General features: G+C 67.8%; 18 protein-coding genes. 9 read left to right on the plus strand and 9 right to left on the minus strand.

Features of this window, described 5'->3' with window-relative positions; translation table 11 throughout:
- Positions 1-20: 20 nt before the first annotated feature.
- Complete coding sequence (gene hemW, locus ACFFN1_RS10505) at positions 21-1,250, minus strand: radical SAM family heme chaperone HemW (RefSeq protein WP_376840679.1); 1,230 nt, start codon at positions 1,248-1,250, stop codon at positions 21-23.
- A 1-nt stretch (position 1,251) separates the two neighbouring features.
- Positions 1,252-3,114 carry a translation elongation factor 4 gene (gene lepA / locus ACFFN1_RS10510; RefSeq protein ID WP_376840708.1) on the minus strand — a complete coding sequence of 621 codons (1,863 nt, stop codon included), beginning with the start codon at positions 3,112-3,114 and terminating at the stop codon, positions 1,252-1,254.
- Positions 3,115-3,279: 165 nt separating this feature from the next.
- Here lepA and ACFFN1_RS10515 point away from each other — a divergent pair, with 165 nt between their 5' ends.
- From ACFFN1_RS10515 to rpsT, 3 genes are all read left to right on the plus strand, one after another.
- Positions 3,280-4,128, plus strand: coding sequence for an endonuclease/exonuclease/phosphatase family protein (locus ACFFN1_RS10515; RefSeq protein WP_376840680.1), 849 nt, complete (start codon positions 3,280-3,282; stop codon positions 4,126-4,128).
- A 17-nt stretch (positions 4,129-4,145) separates the two neighbouring features.
- The gene (locus ACFFN1_RS10520; protein WP_376840681.1) at positions 4,146-4,862 is read left to right on the plus strand and encodes a type II toxin-antitoxin system PemK/MazF family toxin; all 717 of its coding nucleotides are present in this window, start codon (positions 4,146-4,148) and stop codon (positions 4,860-4,862) included.
- 172 nt (positions 4,863-5,034) lie between these two features.
- Positions 5,035-5,295, plus strand: coding sequence for a 30S ribosomal protein S20 (rpsT, locus tag ACFFN1_RS10525; RefSeq protein ID WP_376840709.1), 261 nt, complete (start codon positions 5,035-5,037; stop codon positions 5,293-5,295).
- A gap of 96 nt (positions 5,296-5,391) precedes the next feature.
- Here rpsT and holA read toward each other — a convergent pair whose 3' ends face one another.
- The 5 genes from holA to ACFFN1_RS10550 all read right to left on the minus strand — a co-directional run bounded on the left by holA (position 5,392) and on the right by ACFFN1_RS10550 (position 11,983).
- Positions 5,392-6,381 (minus strand): DNA polymerase III subunit delta, encoded by a 990-nt coding sequence (gene holA, locus ACFFN1_RS10530; RefSeq protein WP_376840682.1) that lies wholly within the window; start codon positions 6,379-6,381, stop codon positions 5,392-5,394.
- Positions 6,382-6,385: 4 nt separating this feature from the next.
- Positions 6,386-8,710, minus strand: a complete 2,325-nt coding sequence (locus ACFFN1_RS10535) for a ComEC/Rec2 family competence protein (RefSeq protein ID WP_376840683.1) — start codon at positions 8,708-8,710, stop codon at positions 6,386-6,388.
- A complete protein-coding gene (locus tag ACFFN1_RS10540; RefSeq protein WP_376840684.1) occupies positions 8,707-9,627 on the minus strand; it encodes a ComEA family DNA-binding protein in 921 nt (306 codons plus the stop codon). Before ACFFN1_RS10540 ends, ACFFN1_RS10535 begins: the two co-directional genes overlap by 4 nt.
- A gap of 146 nt (positions 9,628-9,773) precedes the next feature.
- On the minus strand, positions 9,774-10,676 hold the full coding sequence (locus ACFFN1_RS10545) for a DegV family protein (protein WP_376840685.1): 903 nt from the start codon (positions 10,674-10,676) through the stop codon (positions 9,774-9,776).
- Positions 10,673-11,983: a UDP-glucose dehydrogenase family protein gene (locus tag ACFFN1_RS10550; protein ID WP_376840710.1), complete on the minus strand. Its 1,311-nt coding sequence runs from the start codon at positions 11,981-11,983 to the stop codon at positions 10,673-10,675. The genes ACFFN1_RS10545 and ACFFN1_RS10550 overlap by 4 nt, the downstream gene beginning before the upstream one ends.
- Before the next feature lie 149 nt (positions 11,984-12,132).
- Here ACFFN1_RS10550 and ACFFN1_RS10555 point away from each other — a divergent pair, with 149 nt between their 5' ends.
- Positions 12,133-12,816 carry a hypothetical protein gene (locus ACFFN1_RS10555; RefSeq protein WP_376840686.1) on the plus strand — a complete coding sequence of 228 codons (684 nt, stop codon included), beginning with the start codon at positions 12,133-12,135 and terminating at the stop codon, positions 12,814-12,816.
- A gap of 99 nt (positions 12,817-12,915) precedes the next feature.
- On the opposite strand, the gene nadE is transcribed toward ACFFN1_RS10555, so the two are convergent.
- Complete coding sequence (gene nadE, locus ACFFN1_RS10560) at positions 12,916-13,743, minus strand: NAD(+) synthase (RefSeq protein WP_376840687.1); 828 nt, start codon at positions 13,741-13,743, stop codon at positions 12,916-12,918.
- A gap of 59 nt (positions 13,744-13,802) precedes the next feature.
- Positions 13,803-16,679, minus strand: a complete 2,877-nt coding sequence (gene leuS / locus ACFFN1_RS10565; RefSeq protein WP_376840688.1) for a leucine--tRNA ligase — start codon at positions 16,677-16,679, stop codon at positions 13,803-13,805.
- 251 nt (positions 16,680-16,930) lie between these two features.
- Here leuS and ACFFN1_RS10570 point away from each other — a divergent pair, with 251 nt between their 5' ends.
- The 5 genes from ACFFN1_RS10570 (at position 16,931) to ACFFN1_RS10590 (ending at position 22,409) form a co-directional block, all read left to right on the plus strand.
- Positions 16,931-18,781, plus strand: coding sequence for an AMP-dependent synthetase/ligase (locus ACFFN1_RS10570; protein WP_376840689.1), 1,851 nt, complete (start codon positions 16,931-16,933; stop codon positions 18,779-18,781).
- Between the two features lie 66 nt (positions 18,782-18,847).
- Positions 18,848-19,843: a polyphosphate kinase 2 gene (gene ppk2, locus ACFFN1_RS10575; RefSeq protein ID WP_376840690.1), complete on the plus strand. Its 996-nt coding sequence runs from the start codon at positions 18,848-18,850 to the stop codon at positions 19,841-19,843.
- A gap of 79 nt (positions 19,844-19,922) precedes the next feature.
- Positions 19,923-20,978, plus strand: a complete 1,056-nt coding sequence (locus ACFFN1_RS10580; RefSeq protein WP_376840691.1) for a YhjD/YihY/BrkB family envelope integrity protein — start codon at positions 19,923-19,925, stop codon at positions 20,976-20,978.
- Positions 20,948-21,703 carry a DNA-3-methyladenine glycosylase gene (locus ACFFN1_RS10585; RefSeq protein WP_376840692.1) on the plus strand — a complete coding sequence of 252 codons (756 nt, stop codon included), beginning with the start codon at positions 20,948-20,950 and terminating at the stop codon, positions 21,701-21,703. Before ACFFN1_RS10580 ends, ACFFN1_RS10585 begins: the two co-directional genes overlap by 31 nt.
- Positions 21,666-22,409: a fructosamine kinase family protein gene (locus ACFFN1_RS10590; RefSeq protein WP_376840693.1), complete on the plus strand. Its 744-nt coding sequence runs from the start codon at positions 21,666-21,668 to the stop codon at positions 22,407-22,409. Before ACFFN1_RS10585 ends, ACFFN1_RS10590 begins: the two co-directional genes overlap by 38 nt.
- The last annotated feature ends 11 nt before the right edge of the window (positions 22,410-22,420 follow it).

The following is a 22,420-nucleotide window of genomic DNA, read 5'->3' on the forward strand; positions in this document are numbered from 1 at the left end:
GCGCACCGGTCTGATGCTCATCACCGCGCCTCGGTCATGCGGCGGACCATGAGATCGCACAGCAGCCGGCCGTGCAGCGTCGGACTGAACAGCCCCTGCTCAAAGGACACCGGGTCGAGCATCCCGAGGCGTGCGAACTCCGCCGCCTCCGCCTGCACTGCTGCCGGCAGGCTGGCGATGCTGAGCTCATCGCGCAGTCGGGCGGTGAGCATGATCCGCTCCAGCTCCTGCACCTCGGGGTCGAGGATCTCCCGGCCGATGAGCGGAGAGTGACCGGCGTTGAGCCTGTCGGCCCACGCCCGGGGATGCTTGGCATTCCACATCCGCACGCCGCCGAGGTGGGAGTGGGCTCCCGGCCCGAATCCCCACCAGTCAGCGCCGCGCCAGTAGGCGAGATTGTGCCGGCACCGGGTGTCCGGCCCGGTTGAGAAGTTGCTCACTTCGTACCACTGATAGCCGGCGCTGCTCAGCAGCTCATCGGCGAGTTCGTATTTGTCGGCGGCATCGTCGTCTGAGGGCATCGGCAGCTGTCCGCGGCGGATCTGAGCGGCCATCTTGGTGCCGTCTTCGATGATGAGCGAATAGGCCGAGAGGTGATCGGGAGCGCACGCGATCGCCTGCTCCACGGACGTCCGCCAATCGGTCAGGCTCTCCCCCGGTGTGCCGTAGATGAGGTCGAGGCTCACCTGCAGACCGGCGTCCTTGACCCACGCGACGACCTGCGGGATGCGTGCGGCGTCGTGGGTGCGGTCCAAGGTGGCCAGCACCTCGGGGACGGCCGACTGCATGCCCAGCGACACCCGCGTGAAGCCGGCAGCAGCAAGCGTCGCCAGATACTGCGGGCTCAGCGTGTCCGGGTTCGCCTCGGTGGTGACCTCCGCATGCGCGGCGAGCGGGAAGCGCCCGCGCACATCATCGAGCACCCCAGCCAGCACCTCGGCGTCGAGCAGCGTCGGGGTGCCGCCGCCGAAGAACACCGTCGAGACCTCCCGGTCGGGGAAGCCGGCCCGGCGCAGCGCGCCGGCGACGAAGTCGAGTTCGGCTGCCAGCATCGGCCGGTAGTCGCTGCGCGAAGCGCCGGGGCCGAGCTCCTCTGCGGTGTAGGTGTTGAAGTCGCAGTACCCGCAGCGCACCCTGCAGTACGGGACGTGGATGTAGAGGCTCAGACCTCGGCCGGCCGCGCCAAGGGCCGCACTGGCGGGAAGGCTGCCGTCCAGCGGCGCCGGTTCGCCGGCAGGCTGGGCGGGCATATCAGTTCTTCTTCGCGCTTTCGGTGTCAGAGGACAGCGCAGCGATGAAGGCCTCCTGCGGCACCTCGACGGTGCCGACCATCTTCATCCGCTTCTTGCCTTCCTTCTGCTTCTCCAGCAGTTTGCGCTTGCGGCTGATGTCGCCGCCGTAGCACTTCGACAGCACGTCCTTGCGGATGGCGCGGATCGTCTCGCGGGCGATGATCCGGGAGCCGATCGCGGCCTGGACCGGCACCTCGAACTGCTGACGCGGAATGAGGTCCTTGAGCTTCGAGGCCATCTTGACGCCGTAGCTGTAGGCCTCATCGCGGTGGACGATGGCGGAGAAGGCGTCGACGGTGTCGCCGTGGAGCAGGATGTCGACCTTGACGAGGTTGGCGGCCTGCTCGCCGTCGGGCTCATAGTCGAGAGAGGCGTAGCCCTTCGTGCGGGACTTGAGCTGGTCGAAGAAGTCGAAGACGATCTCGCCGAGCGGGATCCGGTAGCGCAGCTCGACTCGGTCCTCCGAGAGGTAGTCCATGCCCTTCATCTGGCCGCGCTTGGACTGGCACAGCTCCATGACCGCGCCGACGAACTCGCTCGGCGTCAGCACCGTGGCGCGGACCATCGGCTCGTGGACTTCGGCGATCTTGCCCTCGGGGTACTCCGAGGGGTTGGTGACGGTGTGTTCGCTGCCGTCCTCCATCCGCACCTGGTAGACCACCGACGGGGCGGTCGAGATGAGATCGAGGTCGAACTCGCGCTCCAGACGCTCACGCACGATCTCCAAGTGCAGCAGGCCGAGGAACCCGCAGCGGAAGCCGAAGCCGAGCGCCGCCGAGGTCTCCGGCTCGTAGGTGAGCGCAGCATCGTTGAGCTTGAGCTTGTCGAGCGCCTCACGCAGATCCGGATACTGGGAGCCGTCGATGGGGAACAGTCCGGAGAACACCATCGGCTTGGGATCCTGGTATCCGGCGAGCGGGTCCTCGGCAGCGTTGTGGGCGGTGGTGACGGTGTCGCCGACGCGGGACTGCCGGACGTCTTTGACGCCGGTGATGAGATAGCCGACCTCTCCGGCGCCGAGGCCGTTGGAGGGTTTGGGCTCCGGGGCGGAAACGCCGATCTCCAGCAGCTCGTGGGTGGCGTGGGTGGAGATCATCTCGATCTTGTCGCGCGGGCGCAGGCTGCCGTCGACGACGCGGACGTAGGTGACGACGCCGCGATAGGTGTCATAGACGGAGTCGAAGATCATCGCCCGGGCCGGGCCGTCCGGATTGCCGGAGGGGGCGGGGATATCGGTGATGATGTGGTCGAGGACCTCTTCGACGCCCTCACCGGTCTTGCCGGAGACGAGCAGGCAGTCCTCGGGCTCGCAGCCGATGAGCCCGGCGAGCTCGTCGGCGTACTTGTCCGGCTGTGCGGCCGGCAGGTCGATCTTGTTGAGCACCGGGATGATCGTGAGATCGTGCTCCATCGCCAGATACAGGTTCGCCAGCGTCTGGGCCTCGATGCCCTGGGCGGCGTCGACGAGCAGCAGCGCGCCTTCGCAGGCGGCCAGCGAGCGGGAGACCTCATAGGTGAAGTCCACGTGCCCCGGGGTGTCGATCATGTTGAGGGCGTACGGTTCGCCGTCAACCTCCCACGGCATGCGCACGGCCTGGGATTTGATGGTGATGCCGCGTTCGCGTTCGATGTCCATCCGGTCGAGGTACTGGGCGCGCATATCGCGCGGCTGCACGACTCCGGTGATCTGCAGCATCCGGTCCGCCAGTGTCGATTTGCCGTGGTCGATATGGGCAATGATGCAGAAGTTGCGGATGAGCTCCTGCGGGGTCGCCGCAACCTGGATGCGTGCTGCGGCGTCATCACTGACCTGAGGTGCCATGAACGTCGACGTCCCTTTCGTGTACAAGCGAAACTCCATTGTTCCATGACCGCGGGCCCCGCGCCGAACTCACCCGACGTCCGCGGCACCCCGACGCAGAACTCACCCGGCGCCCGCGGTGCGGCGCCGCAGCAGGTGTCCGGCCCGGCTCCGTAGACTGTGAGCATGCTCATCCGCCCGCAGGACCCGCAGCAGCTCTCGGTGATGTCGTTCAACCTCCGCTATCCGGCACTCGACGGGCAGCCCTGGCGGCGACGCCTGCCGCAGGCGGCTGCAGTCATCCGGCAGGAGCGCCCGCATCTCATCGGCACGCAGGAAGGGGTGCTGCGGCAGCTCACCGAGCTCATCGACGCGCTGCCGGAGCACTACGAGTGGCTGGGTGAGGGCCGCGAGGGCGGTGATGCCGGCGAGTTCACGGCCGTCATCTACGACTCCCGCCGGCTGGAGATCACCCATCAGGAGGTGTCGTGGCTTTCCGAGCGGCCGCGTGTGCCCGGCAGCCGGTCCTGGGGAGCGCGGCATCCGCGCACCATGACGATCGCCGATGCGATCGACAGGCAGACCCGCCGCCGGGTGCGCTTCGTCAACGTCCACCTCGACCACCGCTCGGAGGACGCCCAGCTGCATTCGGCCGACCTCATCCTTGAGGCGATCCGCGCAGCCGATGCAGACTCTGAAGCGGTGCTGCTCGGAGACTTCAACGCCTATAAGGACCGGAAGGTCTACCGACGGTTCATGGACACCGGGCTGCTGACCGATGCTGTCGCAGCGTGTCCTTCGGAGACGTGTGAGATCAACACCTTCCACCACTACCGCGGCCCGCAGCGCGATGGGCAGCATATGGACTGGATCCTGCACACGGCCAGGCTGCGCACGTGTGCGACCGGTGTCAACACCTTCGGCCGGGGCGTGCAGTACCCTTCGGATCACTTCCCGCTGCAGGCGCTGCTGTCCTACTCCGACGCCGCTGACACCGCCAGCGCCGACCGGAGTGTGGAATCCTCAGCAGGCTGATTCGTTAGGCTGGGGGTATGGATCTCAGATCTCTGGCCCGGCGGGCCGTCAACCGCGGTGTGCGCGACGGCGTCGGCTTCATCAGCCGCAAGCTCGCTGACCCGCGTACCCAGCAGGCGATCGGCGATGTCATCGGCGGCAAGGAACCGGCGAAAGTGCTTCAGGAGTACCGCGACTCCGGGCGCACCGACCAGCGCGTCGAGGATCGCCAGCAGCCGCCTCGGGCCCGGAAGCGCAAGGAGAAGAAGGATCCCCGCGGCGATTACGGCCCGGCAGCCAAAGCATCGCGCTCCCGGCCCAAGCAGGGCTTTCCGCATCGGCCCTCCGGCGGGTATCCCGGCGATTACACCGGTCCGATCCGCCCGCTGTACGCCCCGGACCTTGACGGCGATGCCGACCCCGGTGAGATCGTGTGGGCCTGGGTGCCCTATGAAGAAGACCATTCCCGAGGCAAGGACCGGCCGGTGCTCATCATCGGCCGGGAGGGGCCGTGGCTGCTCGGGCTCATGCTCACGAGCAAGGACAATATCCCCGGTTCGGTCGGCGAGGTGCACGAGACCGAGCATGCCCGCTACATCAACGTCGGCACCGGCGATTGGGATGAGCAGCGGCGCCCCTCGGAGATCCGAATCGATCGCGTCGTACGGATCCAAGACGGTGCGGTGCGCCGGGAGGGCGCGATCATGCCGATGACGCTGTTCTCCCGTGTCGTCGACGAAGTGCGAAACGCCTAGGATTCGTGTAAAGTCGTTCGCTGTATGTTCACCGTTGGTGTGTGTCTCACCAGTGGTCGGGTGAATGTACACTCTCCGCTCTGGCAGCACCTGTGTTTCCCCGCAGTGCTGCAGCGAGCTGTGAGTAGCCCTCACGACCATGAACAGTGACGAACACGAAAGAGTGTTGGATTTGGCAAACATCAAGTCTCAGATCAAGCGGAACCTGACGAACGAGAAGGCCCGCCTGCGCAACCGCATCGTCCGCACCGAGGTGCGCAAAGCTGTGCGTGCCGTGCGTGAGCAGGTTGAGGCAGGCAACGCTGAAGAAGCGCAGTCTGCTTTCCGGGTGGCTTCCCGCAAACTGGACAAGGCTGTGTCGAAGGGTGTGCTGCACCGCAACAACGCCGCCAACCGCAAGTCGAAGCTTGCCAAGCAGGTCAACGCGCTCTGATGCGCTGACCGCACTGGCTGAGGGCCGGAGATCCTGCTGGATCTCCGGCCCTCATTCGTGTGCGAGCGCGGTGGCGGTGCCGGTGTGCAGACCGGTTCAGCGGACGCGGGACTGCTGGCAGATGAAGGTCACGAGACGTTCGAGTGCATAGACCGGGTCGCGGCCGCCGCCTTTGACGGCATAGTCGGCTTCGGCGACTTCGATGAGCACCCGCCCGAGCGCCACATCGTTCCAGGCGCGCATCTCCCGGCGCGCTCGGTCGACCTGCCAGGGCGCCATGCGGAGTTCTGCCGCCAGCTGCTGGGAGCTGCCGGAGATGCCTTCGACGCGGGCCATATTGCGCACCTTCATCGCGATCGCTGCGACGAGCGGCACCGGGTCGGTGCCGGTGGCCAGGGCATGCCGCAGCAGCGTCAGGGCCTCGGCAGTGCGGCCGGCGATCGCCGCATCGGCGACTTTGAATCCGGTGGCCTCCACCCGACCGCCGTAGTAGGCGTCGACGGTCGCATCGGTGATCGTGCCCTGCGTGTCGGCCAGCAGCTGTTCGATGCCGGCGTTGAGCTCCGAGAGATCCGAGCCGAGGGCGTCCATGAGCGCAGACAGTGCACCGGCGGTGATCTCCCGCTTCGCAGCGGCGAACTGCTGTTGGGCGAAGGCCTGCTTGTCGCCGTCGTTCTTGATCGCCTGCGCGTCGATGCGCGGGTAGCCTGCCTTGTCGATGGCTGTCAGCAGCTTCGACCCGCGGTTGCCGCCGGAGTGTTTGAGGACGAGCACGGCGTCGTCGTTGACGTCGGCGACATAGGCGAGCGCATCGGCGAGGAAGGCGTCGTTCATCTGCGCCACGCTGTCGACGATGACGAGTTTGCGTTCGGAGAACAGGCTGGCGCCGGCGGCCAGGTCAAGGGAGCCGGCCTCATAGGCTGCCGCGTCGAGGTGGGTGGTCTCCAGCTCTGCGGACTTCTGGCAGGCAACGACGATCCGGTCCTGGGCTTTGCGGATGAGCACCGCCTCGGGCCCGGAGATCACGACGACCGGAGCCGGTTTGGCCCGATGGTACGGGATGAGGGTCTTCTTCTTCGCTGCCACGCCTCTACCCTAGTACGAAGCTCTGACACCCTGAGGTCACCTGACGGTCGACGTCGATGACGATGGTGGCGCACTCATCGGTGCGCAGGACCGGGCTCGCCCCGAAAGCCGCCAGCGCCCGTGTTGTCGGATGGCCGTAGGTGTTGTCGGCCCCGACGGAGACAATACCCAGGCGCGGTCGCGCGGCGTGGAAGAACGCCTCATCGATGTCGCCGGAGCCGTGATGGGGTGCTGCGAGCACATCGACCGGCGGAGTCGCAGCGGCCAGTTGCCGCTGCGCTTCGGCGCCGACATCGCCGGGGATGAGGACGCTGAATTCCCCGAGATCCGCATGGACGACGAGGGAGACGGCATTGCTGTCGCGCTGTGCCTCGTGGGCAGTGGCGGTGGGCAGCGGCCACAGGATCGTCCAGCGGATGGTGCCGAACTGATACTGCTGGCCCGCACTGACCGGAATCTGCTCGGCATCCGGCAGGTCGCGGGCGATCTCCGCCAGGCCAGGGTCTTCGGCGGCTGCGGCCGGAAAGTACACCGCAGCGACCTCGCGCCCTTCTGCGGTGCCGGCATAGCCGCCGTAGTGGTCAACATCGAAATGGGAGATCATAAGATGCACCCGCCGGTCGCCGGTCCGGTCGAGACAGATGTCGATGTGCGAATCGTCCTCACCGGTGTCGATGACGAGGACATCATCGCCGGGCAGGCTGATAAGGGTGGCACTGCCCTGGCCGACATCGCAGAACATCACCCGCCAGTCGGCACTCACCGGGGTGCGGATGCCGGGGATCAGCAGACCGGCGAGCATGGCCGCGGCGATGATGCCGGCGCCGAAGCGGCGTGCGCGGCGGTGTTCGATGACGAGCAGGCACAGCCCTGCGATGACGACGCAGCTGAGGCTGATACCGAGGAGCCCGACAGGCCACGGCAGCTCAGAGGCCGGCAGCGCTGCGCACACGCGCGCCACCGCAGCGATCCACCAGGCGCACCAGTTCGCCGGTGCGGCGAGAACCGCCGCAATCACCTCCCCAAAGGGCAGCAGTCCACAGGCGAGCACGACCATGCCGAGCAGCGTCGCGGGGGCGACGGCCGGAGCAGCCAGGGCGTTGGCGGGCACCGACCAGGCCGAAAGCGTGCTGTCGATGCTGATGAGCACCGGGGTCACACCGGCTTGTGCGCTCAAGGGCACAGCGAGGGCAGCAGCGAGGAAGCGCGGCAGCCGCCAGGCTGTCAGCAGCTCAGTGACGGGCCGGCCGAGGATGATGAGCGCTGCGGTGGCACTGACGGACAGATGGAAGCCCACCGAGGTGGACAGCCCGGGGCGGTAGATGAGCACGGCGATGATGCCGGCCGCCAGCAGCGCCAGGCTGGCCGTGCGGGTGCCGCGCAACATCGCGAGCGCCCCGACGAGCCCCATGCCGGCCGCCCGGGTGACCGAAGGTTCGGGCCCGACGATGAAGACATATCCCGCGGTGACGATGACTGCCACGATGATGCGGCTGAAGCGGCCGCGGAGTGCGAATCCCGTCGCCCACAGCACCGCCAGAGACACGATGGTGATGTTCGCTCCGGAGACCGCGGTGACGTGGCTGAGCGACACTGTCCGCATCGCCTCGCTCAGGTCGTCGCCGATCTGGGAGACGTCCCCGATGACGAGCCCGGGCAGCAGTCGTCCGCCGTCGTGGGCCGTTCCCGAGGCGGTGGCCAGCATGTGCCGCAGATGGGCGCGCAGCTGCCAGATCGGTGCGGGACGGGAGCGGATCTGGGGTGTGCCGCGGATGAAGGCGACGGTCTCCGCGCCGCTGGGATGCAGCTCGGCTCGCACGATGGTGTGGCTGCCGGCAGTGGGCAGGGGCTGCTGGCTCAGCGCTGATGCCGGACCGTAGTCGGTGAGGATCTCTGTGCGGTAGCTGCCGGTGGCGGTGGCCTGCGATTCTGCGGCAATGAGAGCAGGTCCGCTGTAGAGGGTCGTCTCAGTGGGCTGGACGATGCGGGCAGCGCCGATGAGTGCGGCGACAGCGGCCGCCAGCAGCACGGCGCTGAGGATCCAGCCGGCCAGCTGCCGGCCGCTGCTCTGCTTGAACCGCACAGTCAGGAGGATGGCGGCGCTGGCGGTGGCGAGCAGCCCGCCGGTGATGAGCACACTGCGGGCGGTGAACACGCCGGAGGCCGCGATCCATGCGGCCGCTGCGGTGACGATGAGGCGGTGCAGGCCGGCCCGGTGCAGCAGCAGCGTCGAGACCCACACACCCCAGCACGGTGCCGTGCCCTCCGGCACAGAGCTGGGTGTTCTGCGGGGCTCAGCCTGACCGCTGGCGGAGGTGTCGGTAGTCATCCGACGGTGATGTGCTCGCGCAGCCGTGCCAGGGTGGCATCGCCGATGCCGTGGACGAGGACCAGATCCTCAACGCTGGCGAAGGGTCCGTGCTCCTGCCGGTGGGTGATGATCGCCTGGGCAGTGGCTGGGCCGACGCCCGGCAGTGTCTCCAGCTCCGGTGCGCCCGCCTGGTTGATGTTGACTTGGCCTGGGCCCTGCTGCCCCGGCCCACTGCCGGACTGTCCTCCAGCACCGGGGGCGGTGCCCGTGCCGGGATCGGTGCCGGGCGGACCTGCCGGCGCTTGGCCGACTGCACCGGCGGCGCTGCTGCGATCCGGTACGACGATCTGCTCACCGTCCTCCACCGTGCGTGCGAGATTGACGCCGGCCGGTTCCGCATCGTCGCTCAGCCCACCGGCGGCATCGATCGCATCGACGACCCGGGCCCCGGGTCGAAGGCGCACGACTCCCGGCTCGGCGACAGCCCCGACGACATGGGCAGTGACGTCCTCGGCATCAGCGCTGACCTGCACCGGCGCCGCGTCGGTCGCATGAGGTGCCTGTGGATCAGCAGCGCCATCGACTGCTTCGAGCGGCCGGGAGGCTCTGTCGTCTGTGCCCGGTCCGCGCAGCAGCATGAAGCCGCCGATGCCGGCAGCAGTGAGGATGAGGACGGCGAGGAGGATCCAGCGCCGCGGGATGGGCCGATTGCCCGGCAGCAGAGCGAGGATCTCCGCGTCCTCATCCTCGTCGAGGTCATCGGATGCGTCGAGCTCCGCGTCCGGCGACTCATCTTCCTCTGCAGAGAATCCGAGCCCAGCGCCGCCGCGCGGATCGCGCCGGTGCTCGGCAGCAGAGCTGCGCCGGGGCGTCCAGCCGTGCTGCTTGGACCGGGAGAGCATATCGGCCAGCCGGTCGTCCGGAGATGGGGCCATGCGCACACGGTAGGAATGCTGTATTCGTCACCGGCGGCAGATGGCCGCCGGTGTGGATGGCAGCGGGCGTCCACAGAGTCTGTGACACGCCGGCCGGACGCAAGTGCGGATGCGAGTGCGGACGCGAGTTCGCACCGGGCTGGCAGCTACGGGATCGTCTGGACGACGATGCCGGTGCTGCCGGGGCCCACGTGGGCGGTGACAACAGTGGAGAGCACCGCCTGCCGGAACTGCGTGCCGGCTGGCAGATCCGCTTCCTCCAGCGCCGCGGCAAGCCGGTGCGCGGTGTCCGAGGCGTCGGCGAAGGTCGCCTCGGCGTGCAGCAGCACGACTTCCTGCCCGCGCTCCGGGTAGAGCTCGCTGAACTCGTGGGCCGATTCTGTCACCAGGTTGATGACCCGGTCGACAGCCCGGGCGCGTGTGCGCACCCGCGCGAGCGGGGCGACGGTGCCTTCGCGCAGCCCGAGCACGGGCGTGATCGCCAGTGCGCGGCCGACGAGCGAAGCGGCCGCACCGATCCGGCCTCCCTGGCGGAGGTACTCCAGCGAATCCGGCATGAAGAAGGTGCGCGTCTCCGCCTGGCACCAGTCGGTGACTTCGCTGGCAAGATCCTTCGGTTCGATGCCGCGCTCGGCGCCGGCCACGGCGAGGGCGACCGCGCCGGCCATTCCGGCCGAAGTCAGCTGGGTGTCGACGATGTGCACCGGGACCGGCGCCTCGGCAGCGGCCTGCTGCGCTGAGGAGAAGGTGCCCGACAGCTGCGCTGACATCGTGAGCACGAGCACCGCCTCGGCACCGGCTGCGGCCATCTCAGCGATCGCGGTGCGGAACTGGTCAGGGCTGGCCAGGGATGTCGTGACGGCATGGCCGGCCATCTGGCCAGCGCACACCTCGGATGCGGACCACTGACGGTCCAGTCGGGTCTCCTCGCCGACGGTGACGCTCAGATCGACGATGTCGAAGCGGCCCTCAAGCCGCTCGGCGAAGGCGGCCGCGGTCGCTTCGTCGATATTGGCGGTGGAATCGCAGAGGACGGCGAGCACGGTCATGGGCGGCCCAGTGCGCGGTAGGTCCAGCCGGCCTCGCGCCAGGCCACCGGGTCGAGGACATTGCGGCCGTCGACGATCGCCTGCCGCTTGACGAGGCGGGCAGATGCGACCGGATCGAGCTCGCGGTACTCCTGCCATTCGGTCAGCAGCAACACGGCGTCGGCGTCGGTGAGGGCCGTCTCCAGGTCCGCTTCGTATTCGAAGTCGGGGAACAGCGCACGGGCGTTGTCGATCGCCTGCGGGTCAGCGACGGTGACGACTGCGCCCTGCAGAGCGATGAGACCGGCGACCGCCAGGGCCGGGGAGTCGCGCACATCATCGGAGTTCGGTTTGAAGGCCGCGCCGAGGATCGTGATGCGCTTGCCGATGAAGGAGCCGTCGACGACCTCGCGGGCGAGGTCGACCATGCGGACGCGGCGACGCATATTGATGCTGTCGATCTCGCGCAGGAACGCGACTGCCTGATCGGCGCCGAGCTCGCCGGCACGCGCCATGAAGGCGCGGATGTCCTTGGGCAAGCAGCCGCCGCCGAAGCCGAGGCCGGCGTTGAGGAACTTGCGGCCGATCCGGTCGTCCATGCCGATCGCATCTGCCAGCTGCGTGACATCAGCGCCGGCGGCCTCACAGAGCTCAGCCATCGCATTGATGAAGGAGATCTTCGTGGCGAGGAAGGAATTCGCGGCAGTCTTGACGAGCTCGGCTGTCGCATAGTCCATCACGAGCCGCGGGGTGCCGGCCTCGACGATTCCGGCGTAGACCTCGTCGAGGATCTCCGTGGCCCGCTCACCGGCCTCACCGGCCGGCACGCCGTAGATGAGGCGGTCGGGTGCGACGGTGTCCTCGACGGCGTGTCCTTCGCGCAGGAACTCCGGGTTCCACACGAGCGTGGCGCCGGTGCCGCTGATGAGCTCAGCGAGCCGCTCGGCAGTGCCGACGGGCACCGTCGACTTGCCGACGACGAGGTCGCCTTCGTTCAGATGCGGCAGGAGGGACGCCGCGGCGGCATCGACATAGCGCATATCGGCGGCGAACTCGCCCTTGCGCTGCGGAGTGCCGACACAGATGAAGTGGACATCGGCTGCAGCGGCGGCTGCGACATCGGAGGTGAAGGTGAGGTTGTCGCTCGTCTGCGCGCGGTCAAGGAGGTCTTCGAGACCCGGCTCGTAGAAGGGAGCCTGGGCCTGGCGCAGCGCGTCGATCTTGCGCTCGTCGACATCGATGCCGATGACGTCGTGACCCAGCGATGCCATTGCCACAGCGTGCACGGCTCCCAGATATCCACAGCCGATCACGGAGATCTTCGCCATCGTGATGTGCTTCCTCACTGCTTGTCGCGTGTCCGGGCAGCAGAGAGGGGGCAGAGCAACTGCCGCGGTTCGCTCGGCTGCCAGATCTTCCTGTCGGTCTCAGCATAGATGTCCCAGTTTGAAAACCGGAAGTCGTCTACCCTGGAGGCGTGAAGCGTTTTGGTGATTTCCTCCTCAACACGCCCGCCGCTGCTGCAGCCGCCGGCGTGCTCGTCATCTGCCTTGTGCTCTTCCTCATCCCACCGCTGCATGGCGCGGCCTGGGTGATCGGGATCGTGATGGTGCTGCTGCTCGCCGGCTGTCTGCTGCTCATCGGCCGGCAGTGGTGGCAGGATCAGCAGCGCATCGACCGGCTCAATGCCGCTGTCGCCGATGCCTCGAAGACCTATGCAGCTGTGGGACTGAGCCCGGTCGAGGAAGAGGAGACCGAGGCGGCTGACACCACCCGTGCGAAGCGGATCCTGGAGCTGTTCCCCCAGGACGACGGGCTCATCCAGCACATGCGCATCGACAACGGCTTCAGCACGCTCGACCCGCAGCTGCTGGACCCGCTGCGCACCTTCCTCGAGGAGTTCAAAAAGACGAGCTTCGAGCATCCGCGGATGCACCCGGCGTTCATGAACGTCTTCCGAGCGGCGACGCGATTCGAGTCATGGGTAGGTGAGGAGACCTACGCGCCGAACGCGGCGCTGGAGATCCGGCCCGGTGACATCCGCGAAGGCGGCTGGCAGGAGTTCAGCACCGCCCGCGATGACGGCGAGCAGCGAGTCGATGCGCTCATCACGAGCCTGCGCGACTTCGAACGCACCGCCCTGGAGACCCGCACGGTCTGAGCCGCCCGGCAGGACGCCTCGGCGGCACACCGGAAAGGACACCTCGGCGGAGGGCCCGAGAGCCGGCCGCCAGCACTCAGCAGCCGGCCGCCACAGCACTCAGTGGCGGATCCACCAATCGTCGGCTGGGCCGACGGGCATGCGCCGCTTGTGCTCGCTGGAGAGAAACAGGTCCTCGATCCGGTCGGCGGCATCCTCTGCGAGCGCACGGCCTTCGAGATAGGCGTCGATCTCAGCGTAGGAGACGCCGAGGACGGCCTCATCGCTGCTGCCGGGATGCTCATCGAGCAGATCGGCGGTCGGGACCTTCTGCCACAGCCGCTCATCTGCCCCGAGGTGCTGCAGCAGCGCCGCACCCTGGCCCTTCGTCAGTCCCGTCAGCGGGGCGACATCGGCGGCGCCATCACCGAACTTCGTGTAGAAGCCGGTGACCGCCTCGGCGGCGTGATCGGTGCCGAGCACGAGGCTCGAACGCTGTGCGGCGATCGCATACTGCACGAGCATCCGCTGCCGGGCCTTGGCATTGCCCTTGTTGAAATCGGTCATCGGCGTCCCGGTCGCCGCAGCGAAGGCCTCCACGGTCGCATCGACGGCAGGGGCGATGTCGACGGTCATCGACGTATCAGGCTGGATGAACTCCAGCGCTGCCTGCGCATCGTCCTCATCGTGCTGCACCCGGTAGGGCAGGCGCACCGCGCAGAACGTCGCTTCCACTCCCCTGTCGCGCAGCCGCTCAGCTGCCAGCTGCGCGAGCCGCCCGGCCAGGGTGGAGTCCTGCCCGCCGGAGATGCCGAGCACAAAGCCCTTCGTCGCCGTCGACAGACAGTAGTCGACGAGGAACTGCACCCGCGCCGACACTTCGGCGGCGGGATCGATGACCGGACACACCCGCAGGGTCGACCGGATCCGTTCCGACAATGCACTCATAACGACCCTTTCCTGCCGGTCCACTGCGCCGGCATCCTCACGTGACTTCTCCATCATGCTCAGTTGTCCGGGACGATGTTGACGAGCTTCGGTGCGCGCACGATCACCTTGCGCACCCCGGCACCGGCCAGCGTCCGCTTGGCGCCGTTGGACTCCAGCGCCAGCTTCTCCAGCTCTGCCGGCGAGATGTCCGGGGCGACCTCCAGCCGGTCACGGACCTTGCCCTTGACCTGCACGACACAGGTGACGGTGTCCTCGCCCAAGTACTGCTCGTCAGCAACCGGGAACGGCTCATAGGTGATCGTGTCGCTGTGGCCCAGGCGCTGCCAGATCTCCTCGGCGATGTGCGGGGCCAGCGGCGAGAGCATGATCGTCAGCGGCTCGATGACCTCCCGCGGGCTCACCCCCTGCTTCGTCAGGTGGTTGGTGAGCACGATGAGCTTGGCGACCGCGGTATTGAAGCGCATATGCTCCATGTCCTCGCGGACACCGGCGATCGTTGTGTGCAGCACCCGCAGCGTCTCGCGGTCGGCAGCGGAATCGACGACGGTGGTCTCACCGGTGGCCTCATCGACGATGAGGCGCCACACCCGCTGCAGGAACCGCTGCGAGCCGACCACCGCACGGGTCTCCCAGGCACGCGAGATCTCCAGCGGCCCCATCGACATCTCATACAGCCGGAAGGTGTCCGCACCATAGGCGTCGTAGATCTCATCGGGGGTCACGACGTTCTTGAGCGACTTGCCGATCTTGCCGTACTCGCGGTTGACCTGCTCGCCGTTGTGCCAGAACGTCGATTCGCCGCTGTCATCGACCCGCTCCTCGACCTCATCGGCCTGCACATAGGTGCCGCGGGCATCGGTGTAGGCATAGGCCTGGATATAGCCCTGGTTGATGAGCTTGTGGAAGGGCTCATAGGAGCTCAGGTGCCCCAGGTCGTAGAGCACCTTATGCCAGAACCGGGCGTAGAGCAGGTGGAGCACGGCGTGCTCGACACCGCCGACGTACAGATCCGCACCGCCGGAGACGGCACCCTCGCGCGGGCCGAGCCAGTACTCCTCATTCACCGGGTCGACGAGCTGCCTGTCGTTCGTCGGGTCGGCATAGCGCAGCTGGTACCACGAGGAGCCGGCCCAGTTGGGCATCGTCGAGGTCTCCCGGCGGTAGGTCTTGGGCCCGTCGCCGAGGTCGAGGGTGACGTTGACCCAGTCGGTGTTGCGTCCCAGCGGCGGCTCGGGCTTCGAATCGACGTCATCGCTGTCGAAGGTGCGCGGCGAGAAGTCCGGCACCTCCGGCAGGGTCACCGGCAGCTGATCGGCCGGCAGCGCAATCGGGGTGCCGTTCTCGTCGTAGACGACCGGGAACGGCTCACCCCAGTAGCGCTGGCGGCTGAACAGCCAGTCGCGCAGCCGGTACTGGGTCGTCGCCTCGGCCAGTCCCCGGCCGGCCAGCCAGGCGATGACGGCGTCCTTGGCTTCGACGACCCCGGCACCATTGATGTCGATCTCGTCGTTGGCGGAGTTGATCTTGCGGCCCTCACCCGTGTACGGCTGGTCCTCGTCGTGGCCCTCGGTCGGCTCCACCGTGCGGATATAGGGCAAGCCGAAGGCCTTGGCGAAGTCCCAGTCGCGGGTGTCCTCGGCCGGCACACCCATGATGGCCCCGGTGCCGTAGCCCATGAGGACGTAGTCGGCGACGAACACCGGCATCGCCTCGCCGGTGGCCGGATTGGGCACCCAGGTGCCGGTGAACACGCCGGTCTTGTCCTTGTTCTCCTGCCGCTGCACCGAGGTCATCGCGGCCGCCTGCCGCTGGTAGGCGCTGATCGCCTCGGCCGGGGTGGCGCCTGCCCCGCGCCAGGAATCCGGGACCGAGGCGTCCCATCCTGCCGCCGTGACCGCGTCGACGAGCGGGTGCTCGGGGCTGAGCACGAGGTAGGTGGCGCCGAAGATCGTGTCCGGTCGCGTCGTGTAGACATCGATGGCGATGTCATCGGCGACCGGGAAGGTCAGCTGCGCGCCGGTCGAGCGGCCGATCCAGTTGCGCTGCATCGCCTTGACCGCCTCGGGCCATTCGACAGTCTCCAGATCGTCGATGAGGCGGTCGGCATAGGCGGTGATGCGCATGTTCCACTGCTGCAGCCGGCGGGTGAAGACCGGGAAGTTGCCGCGTTCGGAGCGGCCTTCGGCGGTGACTTCCTCATTGGCGAGCACTGTGCCCAGACCCGGGCACCAGTTGACCGGCGAGTCCGACAGATAGGCCAGCCGGTGTCCCTGCAGCACGTCCTCGCGCTGCGCCGGGCTCAGCTGCGCCCACGGGGTTCCGGTGCCGGTGTCGCGGCCGGCTTCGAACTGCGCGATGAGCTCACTGATCGGCCGCGCGGCCCCACGGCCGTCGGCGGCCACGGGGTCGTACCAGGAGTTGAAGATCTGCAGGAAGATCCACTGCGTCCAGCGGACGAAGTCGGTGTCGGTCGTCGCGAAGGTGCGGCGCGCATCGTGGCCGAGCCCGAGGCGGCGCAGCTGGCGGCGCATATTCGCGATGTTCTCTTCCGTCGTCTGCTGCGGGTGCTGGCCGGTCTGCACCGCGAACTGCTCGGCCGGCAAACCGAAGGCGTCGTAGCCGAGGGCGTGCATGACGTTCTTGCCCTTCATCCGCTGGAACCGGGCGTAGACATCGGTGGCGACGTAGCCGAGCGGGTGACCCACATGCAGTCCCTTGCCCGAGGGGTAGGGGAACATGTCCATGATGTAGGCGGTCTCGCGCCCCTCGGCCACGGCCCCGCGCGGGGTGCTGGCCAGTGCGCCGACCGGATTCGGTGCGGCGAAGGTCTCCTCGGCCTCCCAACGATCCTGCCACTTCGCCTCGATCCTGCCGGCGAGCTCCGCATCGTAACGGTGGTCGGCGGTGTTCGAGCGCGAATCGGAGGTGCTCATGAATCAGGCCTTTCAGGGGTTCGGATGCACGGCGGCGCCAGCGGCGCAATGCAAGCATTCTACGTAACCGCCGATCACGGTTGCTACACGGTCCGCAGAAGCGGCGGCACCCGGCCGAGCGACCACCTCGGGAACGGCCGATCTCACACGTAATGCAGGCCACATGCGTGATAGCTTGGAGGCTGAGCAGGGCGCGTCGAGGACGTGCCTGATGAGTCCCTGCGGCGAGCCGCGCGAAGGAGAAGTGCCCGATGGCCGAGACCATGATGCAGTCCGTGACCCCTGCCCCCTTCGAGTTCGACCGAGAACCGAACATTCCGGACACGCTCGTCAACCGGGCGGCGGCGAACCCGCACGGCGTGGCTCTGGCCCGCCAGCAGAACGGCGCGTGGATCGACATCACCGCACAGACCTTCCTCCACCAGGTCGAGGCGCTCGCCAAGGGCCTCATCGCTGCCGGTGTGCAGCCGGGCCAGCGGGTCGGGCTGTTCGGTTCGACGTCCTATGAGTGGACGCTGGCCGACTACGCCATCTGGTTCGCCGGTGCCGTCACCGTGCCGTTCTACGACACCTCTTCGCGCGAGCAGCTCGCGTGGATGCTCGAAGACGCCGAGGTGACGATGGGCTTTGTGCAGTCGGAGGAGCATGCCGGCCGCATCCGCGAGGCTTTCGGCGATGTCGAGTCGCTGGCCGACACGACTCCGACCGCCTGGATCTGGACCGAGGACGGACTCGCCGAGCTGCTGCGCGCCGGTGCGCAGATCTCCGATGAGAAGCTGACCGAGCGGCGCACCTACGCCACCCAGGACGATGTCGCCACCCTCATCTACACCTCGGGCACCACCGGCCGGTCGAAGGGCTGCGTGCTCACCCACGGCAACTTCGTGCTCACCGCGCAGGCGGCCATCCACCAGATGGGCGAGATCCTCCGTCCCGGCGCCCGCTGCCTGCTGTTCCTGCCGCTCGCCCACGTCCTCGCCCGCTTCATCCAGGTGGTGACGATCCAGGGCGGCGGCACCCTCGCCCATGAGGGCGATCTGACGAAGCTCACCGATGCGCTCGGCAGCTACCGGCCGACCTTCATCCTCGGTGTGCCGCGGGTGTTCGAGAAGGTCTTCAACGCCGCCCTGTCGAAGGCTGAGGCCGGCGGCCAGCAGAAGATCTTCCGCGCCGCCGAGGCGGTCGCCGTGCGCTACTCGCAGGCGCTGGACGAAGGGCCGGTGCCGCTGAAGCTGCGCCTGCAGCATGCGCTGTTCGACAAGCTCGTCTACCGGAAGCTGCGCGCGGTCATGGGCGGTGCCGTCACGCATGCGATCTCCGGCGGCGGCCCGCTGGGCGAACACCTCGGGCATTTCTTCCGCGGCGTCGGCCTCATCGTCCTCGAAGGCTATGGGCTGACCGAGACGACGGCGCCGGTGACGGTCAACATCCCCTCGAAGTCAAAGATCGGCACCGTCGGCGTGCCGCTGCCGGGCTGCGCCATTGCGATCGCCCCCGACGGCGAGGTGCTCGCCAAGGGTGTGTGCGTGTTCCGGGAGTACTGGCGGAATCAGGAGGCCACGGAGCAGGGCTTCATGGACGGCTGGTTCGCCACCGGCGACATCGGCGATCTCGATTCCGACGGCTACCTGCGCATCACCGGCCGGAAGAAGGAGCTCATCGTCACCTCCTCAGGCAAGAACGTCGCCCCGGCGCCGATCGAGGATGCGCTGCGCCGCCATATGCTCATCCACCAGCCGGTGCTCATCGGCGACTACCGCAACTTCATCTCCGCGCTCATCTTCCTCGACCCGGAGATGCTGCCGACCTGGCTGGAGAACCACGGTCTGCCGGCGATGGATCTCCAGGAGGCTTCGGAGCATCCGGAGGTGCAGGCTGCGATCGAGAAGGCCGTCGAACGCGTCAACCGGAAGGTCTCGAAGGCCGAGAGCATCCGCGCCTTCCGGATCGTGCCGGCCGAGCTGACAGAGCAGAACGGCTACCTGTCGGCCAAGCAGTCGGTCAAGCGCCACCTCATCGACCGGGACTTCGCAGAGGTCATCGACGAGATCTACGCCGGGTCCAAGGGCAGCCAGACTGAGGCTCCTCTGCGGCTGCGCTGAGGGCGGCCGCAGCGCTTCCGCTGGGGTCGCTCTCAGCCCTGCTCAGCATGCTTATACACTCTGAGCATGAGCGATGAGCGTAGCAACAGCAGCAAGACCAAGAACTCCACCTCCGCAGAGTCGAACGGCACCGGCGCCGGCTTCGAGGTCACCCCGGAGGGAGTGCCGCATTTCGGCGATGAGATCGACGAGATCCGGGAGCTGTCGAAGAAGCTCAACCCCGAGGTCAGCAACTCCGATGCGTGGAAGCACGGCTACCCGTACGATGTCAAGCTCACCCGCCGCCGCTATGAGCGCGAGAAGCGCCAGCTGCAGATCGAACTGTTGAAGCTGCAGACCTGGGTGCGCGAGACCGGCCAGAAGATCGTCATCATCTTCGAAGGCCGCGATGCCGCCGGCAAGGGCGGTGCGATCAAGCGCTTCACCGAGCACCTCAACCCACGCGGCGCCCGCGTCGTCGCACTGGAGAAGCCCACCGAGCGCGAGACCACCCAGTGGTTCTTCCAGCGCTACGTCCAGCATCTGCCGGCCGGCGGCGAGATCGTGCTGTTCGACCGCTCCTGGTACAACCGTGCCGGCGTCGAGCGGGTGATGGGCTACTGCACCCCGACGCAGTACCTGGAGTTCACCCGCTCGTGCCCGGAGTTCGAGAACATGCTCGTGCAGTCGGGCATCCGGATCATCAAGTTCTGGTTCTCCGTCGGACGCGAAGAGCAGCTGCACCGCTTCGGCGCGCGCCGCACCGACCCGGTCAAGCAGTGGAAGCTCTCCCCCACCGACCTCGCCAGCCTCGACAAGTGGGACGCTTACACCGAGGCGAAGAATGCGATGTTCTTCTACACCGACACTCCGGCCGCGCCGTGGACGGTGGTGAAGTCCAACGACAAGAAGCGCGCCCGGCTGGAGGCGATGCGCTACGTGCTCAACCAGTTCGACTACCCGGGCAAGGACAAGCGTGTGGCGCGGGCGGCTGATCCGCTCATCGTCGGTTCGCCCAAGGACATGTACGACGACGGCGAAACTCCGACGCACTCGTTTCCCTCGACACTCAGCGGAGACTAAGCTCGTACCCAGAGCTCCCTGTCAGAGCCTCACCGACGGGAGCACTGCCGTCCGACAGAACCCTTGAGGAAGCGAAGATATGGAACCCGACAATCGGATCCTGGTGAGTTCGAGTTCGGCGGCTGCCGCCGCCCAGAGCTTCATGAACCGACCCGCTGTCGTGCACCTGATGGCGACCCTCCAGCGCTTCGGCCAGCGGCTGGGCAGCCAGTTCGGGGCGGCCATCACCTACTTCCTCGTGCTGGCGCTCATCCCGACGCTCATGTTCGCGTTCGCGGCGCTCGGCTTCGTCCTCGACGTCGTGCGCCCCGAACTCGTCGACGTCGTGACGCAGAAGCTCGAGGAGTTCGCGCCCGGCCAGGACCAGCTCGTCGAGATGCTGCAGAACTTCATTAGCAACTGGCAGGCCGTCGGCCTCGTCGGCATCGCCTCGGCGCTCTATACCGCACAGGGATTCATCGGCAACCTCAAGGACGCCGTCCGCGCGCAGCTGCGCAAGGACATGGAGGCGAAGCCCAAGGAGAACTTCGTCATTCGCACCCTGTCCAATGTCATCACCCTGCTCGGCCTGCTTGTCGGCATCGGGCTCATGATCGCGCTGACGGTCATCGGCGCGAGCCTGCAGTCCTCGATCGTCCGCTGGCTGCAGCTGCCCGGCTGGGTGACGCCGGTGCTGACGATCACCCCGATCATCATCACGCTCTTCTCCGCGTGGCTGATCTTCATGTTCATGTTCACGATGATCCCGCTCACGCCGATCCCCAAGCGCACCAAGCGCCTCGGCTCGCTGTTCGGTGCGATCGCCCTGACCCTGCTGCTCAATGCCGCCACGCTGCTCATCGACGTGTTCTCCGGATCGCCGACGGCGGCGCTGTTCGGCCCGGTCATCGCGATCATGCTGTCGATGAACGTCTTCGCCCGCATCATCCTCATGGTCGCCGCTTGGATGGGCACCGCCGATGATGAGTCGATCTTCGCCACCATCGCCCACGCCCCGCCCAGGAGCCGCGCCGAGCTCGTGAGTGCCCAGAGCACTGCAGAGACGGTCGGCGCCTTCGCCGTCGCCGCCGGCCTCATCACCGTCACCCTGCTGGGCTTCAACCGGTGGGCCGACAAACACGATCCGACCCGCTGAGCGGGTACTTCGACCGCCCCGTCCACACGGTGGCGCCCGCCCTGCTGGGCGGGGTGCTCAGCTGGGTTGCCGGCGATCAGGTCATCTCCGTGCGGCTGACTGAGGTGGAGGCCTACGGCGGCGCCGCTGACCCCGGCTCCCATGCCCACCGCGGCCGGACTGCGCGCAATGCGACGATGTTCGGCCCGCCCGGACACCTCTACTGCTACCTCTCCTACGGGATGCACCGGCTGCTCAACATCATCTGCCAGCAGCCCGGCGACCCAGCTGCGGTGCTGCTGCGCGCCGGGGAGGTCGTCTCCGGCCACGCCCTGGCGAACGCGCGCCGGATGCGCAGCCGCGGCCGGGCAGTCGCCGAGCATGAGCTCGCCCGCGGGCCCGGCTGCCTCGGACAGGTCTTCGCCGCCACCGCCGCGACCGACGGCGCACCCATCACCCTCACCCCTGCTCCCCCAGCATCCGCCGCTTTCGAGGTGCCGGCCGCCGCCGAGGTGCCGGCCGCTCCCGAGGTGCCGGCCGGCTGGTCCTTCACCCCGCCCGCGGCCCGGTCGCCTATGCGACCGGGCCGCGGGTCGGCGTCTCCGGTCCCGGCGGCGACCCGGACGAGTTCCCGTGGCGCTTCTTCATCCCCGCAGACCCGACCGTCTCCCGCTTCGTTCCCGGCCGCCGACGGACAGGAGGCACCACATGACCTTCCGCAAGACAGGCACCCATGTGCCGGCTGACTTCTTCGCCGTCGAAGCCGCCGGTCTGCGCTGGCTGGCCGAGCCGCAGACAGCCGCCGTCGCCGCGGTCATCGACGTCACCGACACCTCCCTGAGCCTCGAACGGATCACACAGGCCCCGCCCACCCGCGAGGCCGCTGCCGACTTCGGCCACCGGCTCGCCGCGCTCCACCAGACGCCGGCCGGGCGGTTCGGGGCGAACCCGCCGGGAGCCGGTGCGCACTACTTCGGGCCGCTGAGCCAGCCGCTGCGCATCGCCACGGCCGAGGCGGATGGGATCGGCGAGGCCTATGCGGTGCGGCTGGCGTCTCTCGCCTCCCACGACAGCAGCCCGCCTGCCGAGGTGACCGCCCTCATCGACCGGATCGCAGCCGGAGTCTTCGATGACGATGCCGCCCCAGCCCGTATCCACGGCGACCTCTGGGCCGGCAACCTGCTCTTCACCTCGGGCACGGCGGTGCTCATCGACCCGGCCGCATGGGCCGGCCACCCGCTCATCGACCTCGGGATGCTCAGCCTCTTCGGCGCCCCGCACCTGGAGACGATCATCGGCGCCTGGGCCGATGCGTATCCGGTCTCCCGGCTCGGAGCGGACTGGCGGGAGCGCATCGAGCTGTACCAGCTCTTCGGTCTCTATGCGCATGCGGTGCTCTTCGGCGGCGGCTACCGGGAGGCGAGCAGCTCGGCGGCGCGTCAGTACCTGTGAGGCGCGTCGAT

Origin of the sequence: Brevibacterium otitidis, from assembly GCF_042429315.1 — a bacterium.
Lineage (GTDB): Bacteria > Actinomycetota > Actinomycetes > Actinomycetales > Brevibacteriaceae > Brevibacterium > Brevibacterium otitidis.

Coding starts and splice junctions, on each gene's coding strand:
- hemW (WP_376840679.1), bottom strand. CDS start 1,250: ATGCCCGCCCAGCCTGCCGGCGAACCGGCGCCGCTGGACGGCAGCCTT.
- lepA (WP_376840708.1), bottom strand. CDS start 3,114: ATGGCACCTCAGGTCAGTGATGACGCCGCAGCACGCATCCAGGTTGCG.
- ACFFN1_RS10515 (WP_376840680.1), top strand. CDS start 3,280: ATGCTCATCCGCCCGCAGGACCCGCAGCAGCTCTCGGTGATGTCGTTC.
- ACFFN1_RS10520 (WP_376840681.1), top strand. CDS start 4,146: ATGGATCTCAGATCTCTGGCCCGGCGGGCCGTCAACCGCGGTGTGCGC.
- ACFFN1_RS10535 (WP_376840683.1), bottom strand. CDS start 8,710: ATGACTACCGACACCTCCGCCAGCGGTCAGGCTGAGCCCCGCAGAACA.
- ACFFN1_RS10540 (WP_376840684.1), bottom strand. CDS start 9,627: ATGGCCCCATCTCCGGACGACCGGCTGGCCGATATGCTCTCCCGGTCC.
- ACFFN1_RS10545 (WP_376840685.1), bottom strand. CDS start 10,676: ATGACCGTGCTCGCCGTCCTCTGCGATTCCACCGCCAATATCGACGAA.
- ACFFN1_RS10550 (WP_376840710.1), bottom strand. CDS start 11,983: ATGGCGAAGATCTCCGTGATCGGCTGTGGATATCTGGGAGCCGTGCAC.
- nadE (WP_376840687.1), bottom strand. CDS start 13,743: ATGAGTGCATTGTCGGAACGGATCCGGTCGACCCTGCGGGTGTGTCCG.
- leuS (WP_376840688.1), bottom strand. CDS start 16,679: ATGAGCACCTCCGATTCGCGCTCGAACACCGCCGACCACCGTTACGAT.
- ACFFN1_RS10570 (WP_376840689.1), top strand. CDS start 16,931: ATGGCCGAGACCATGATGCAGTCCGTGACCCCTGCCCCCTTCGAGTTC.
- ppk2 (WP_376840690.1), top strand. CDS start 18,848: ATGAGCGATGAGCGTAGCAACAGCAGCAAGACCAAGAACTCCACCTCC.
- ACFFN1_RS10580 (WP_376840691.1), top strand. CDS start 19,923: ATGGAACCCGACAATCGGATCCTGGTGAGTTCGAGTTCGGCGGCTGCC.
- ACFFN1_RS10590 (WP_376840693.1), top strand. CDS start 21,666: ATGACCTTCCGCAAGACAGGCACCCATGTGCCGGCTGACTTCTTCGCC.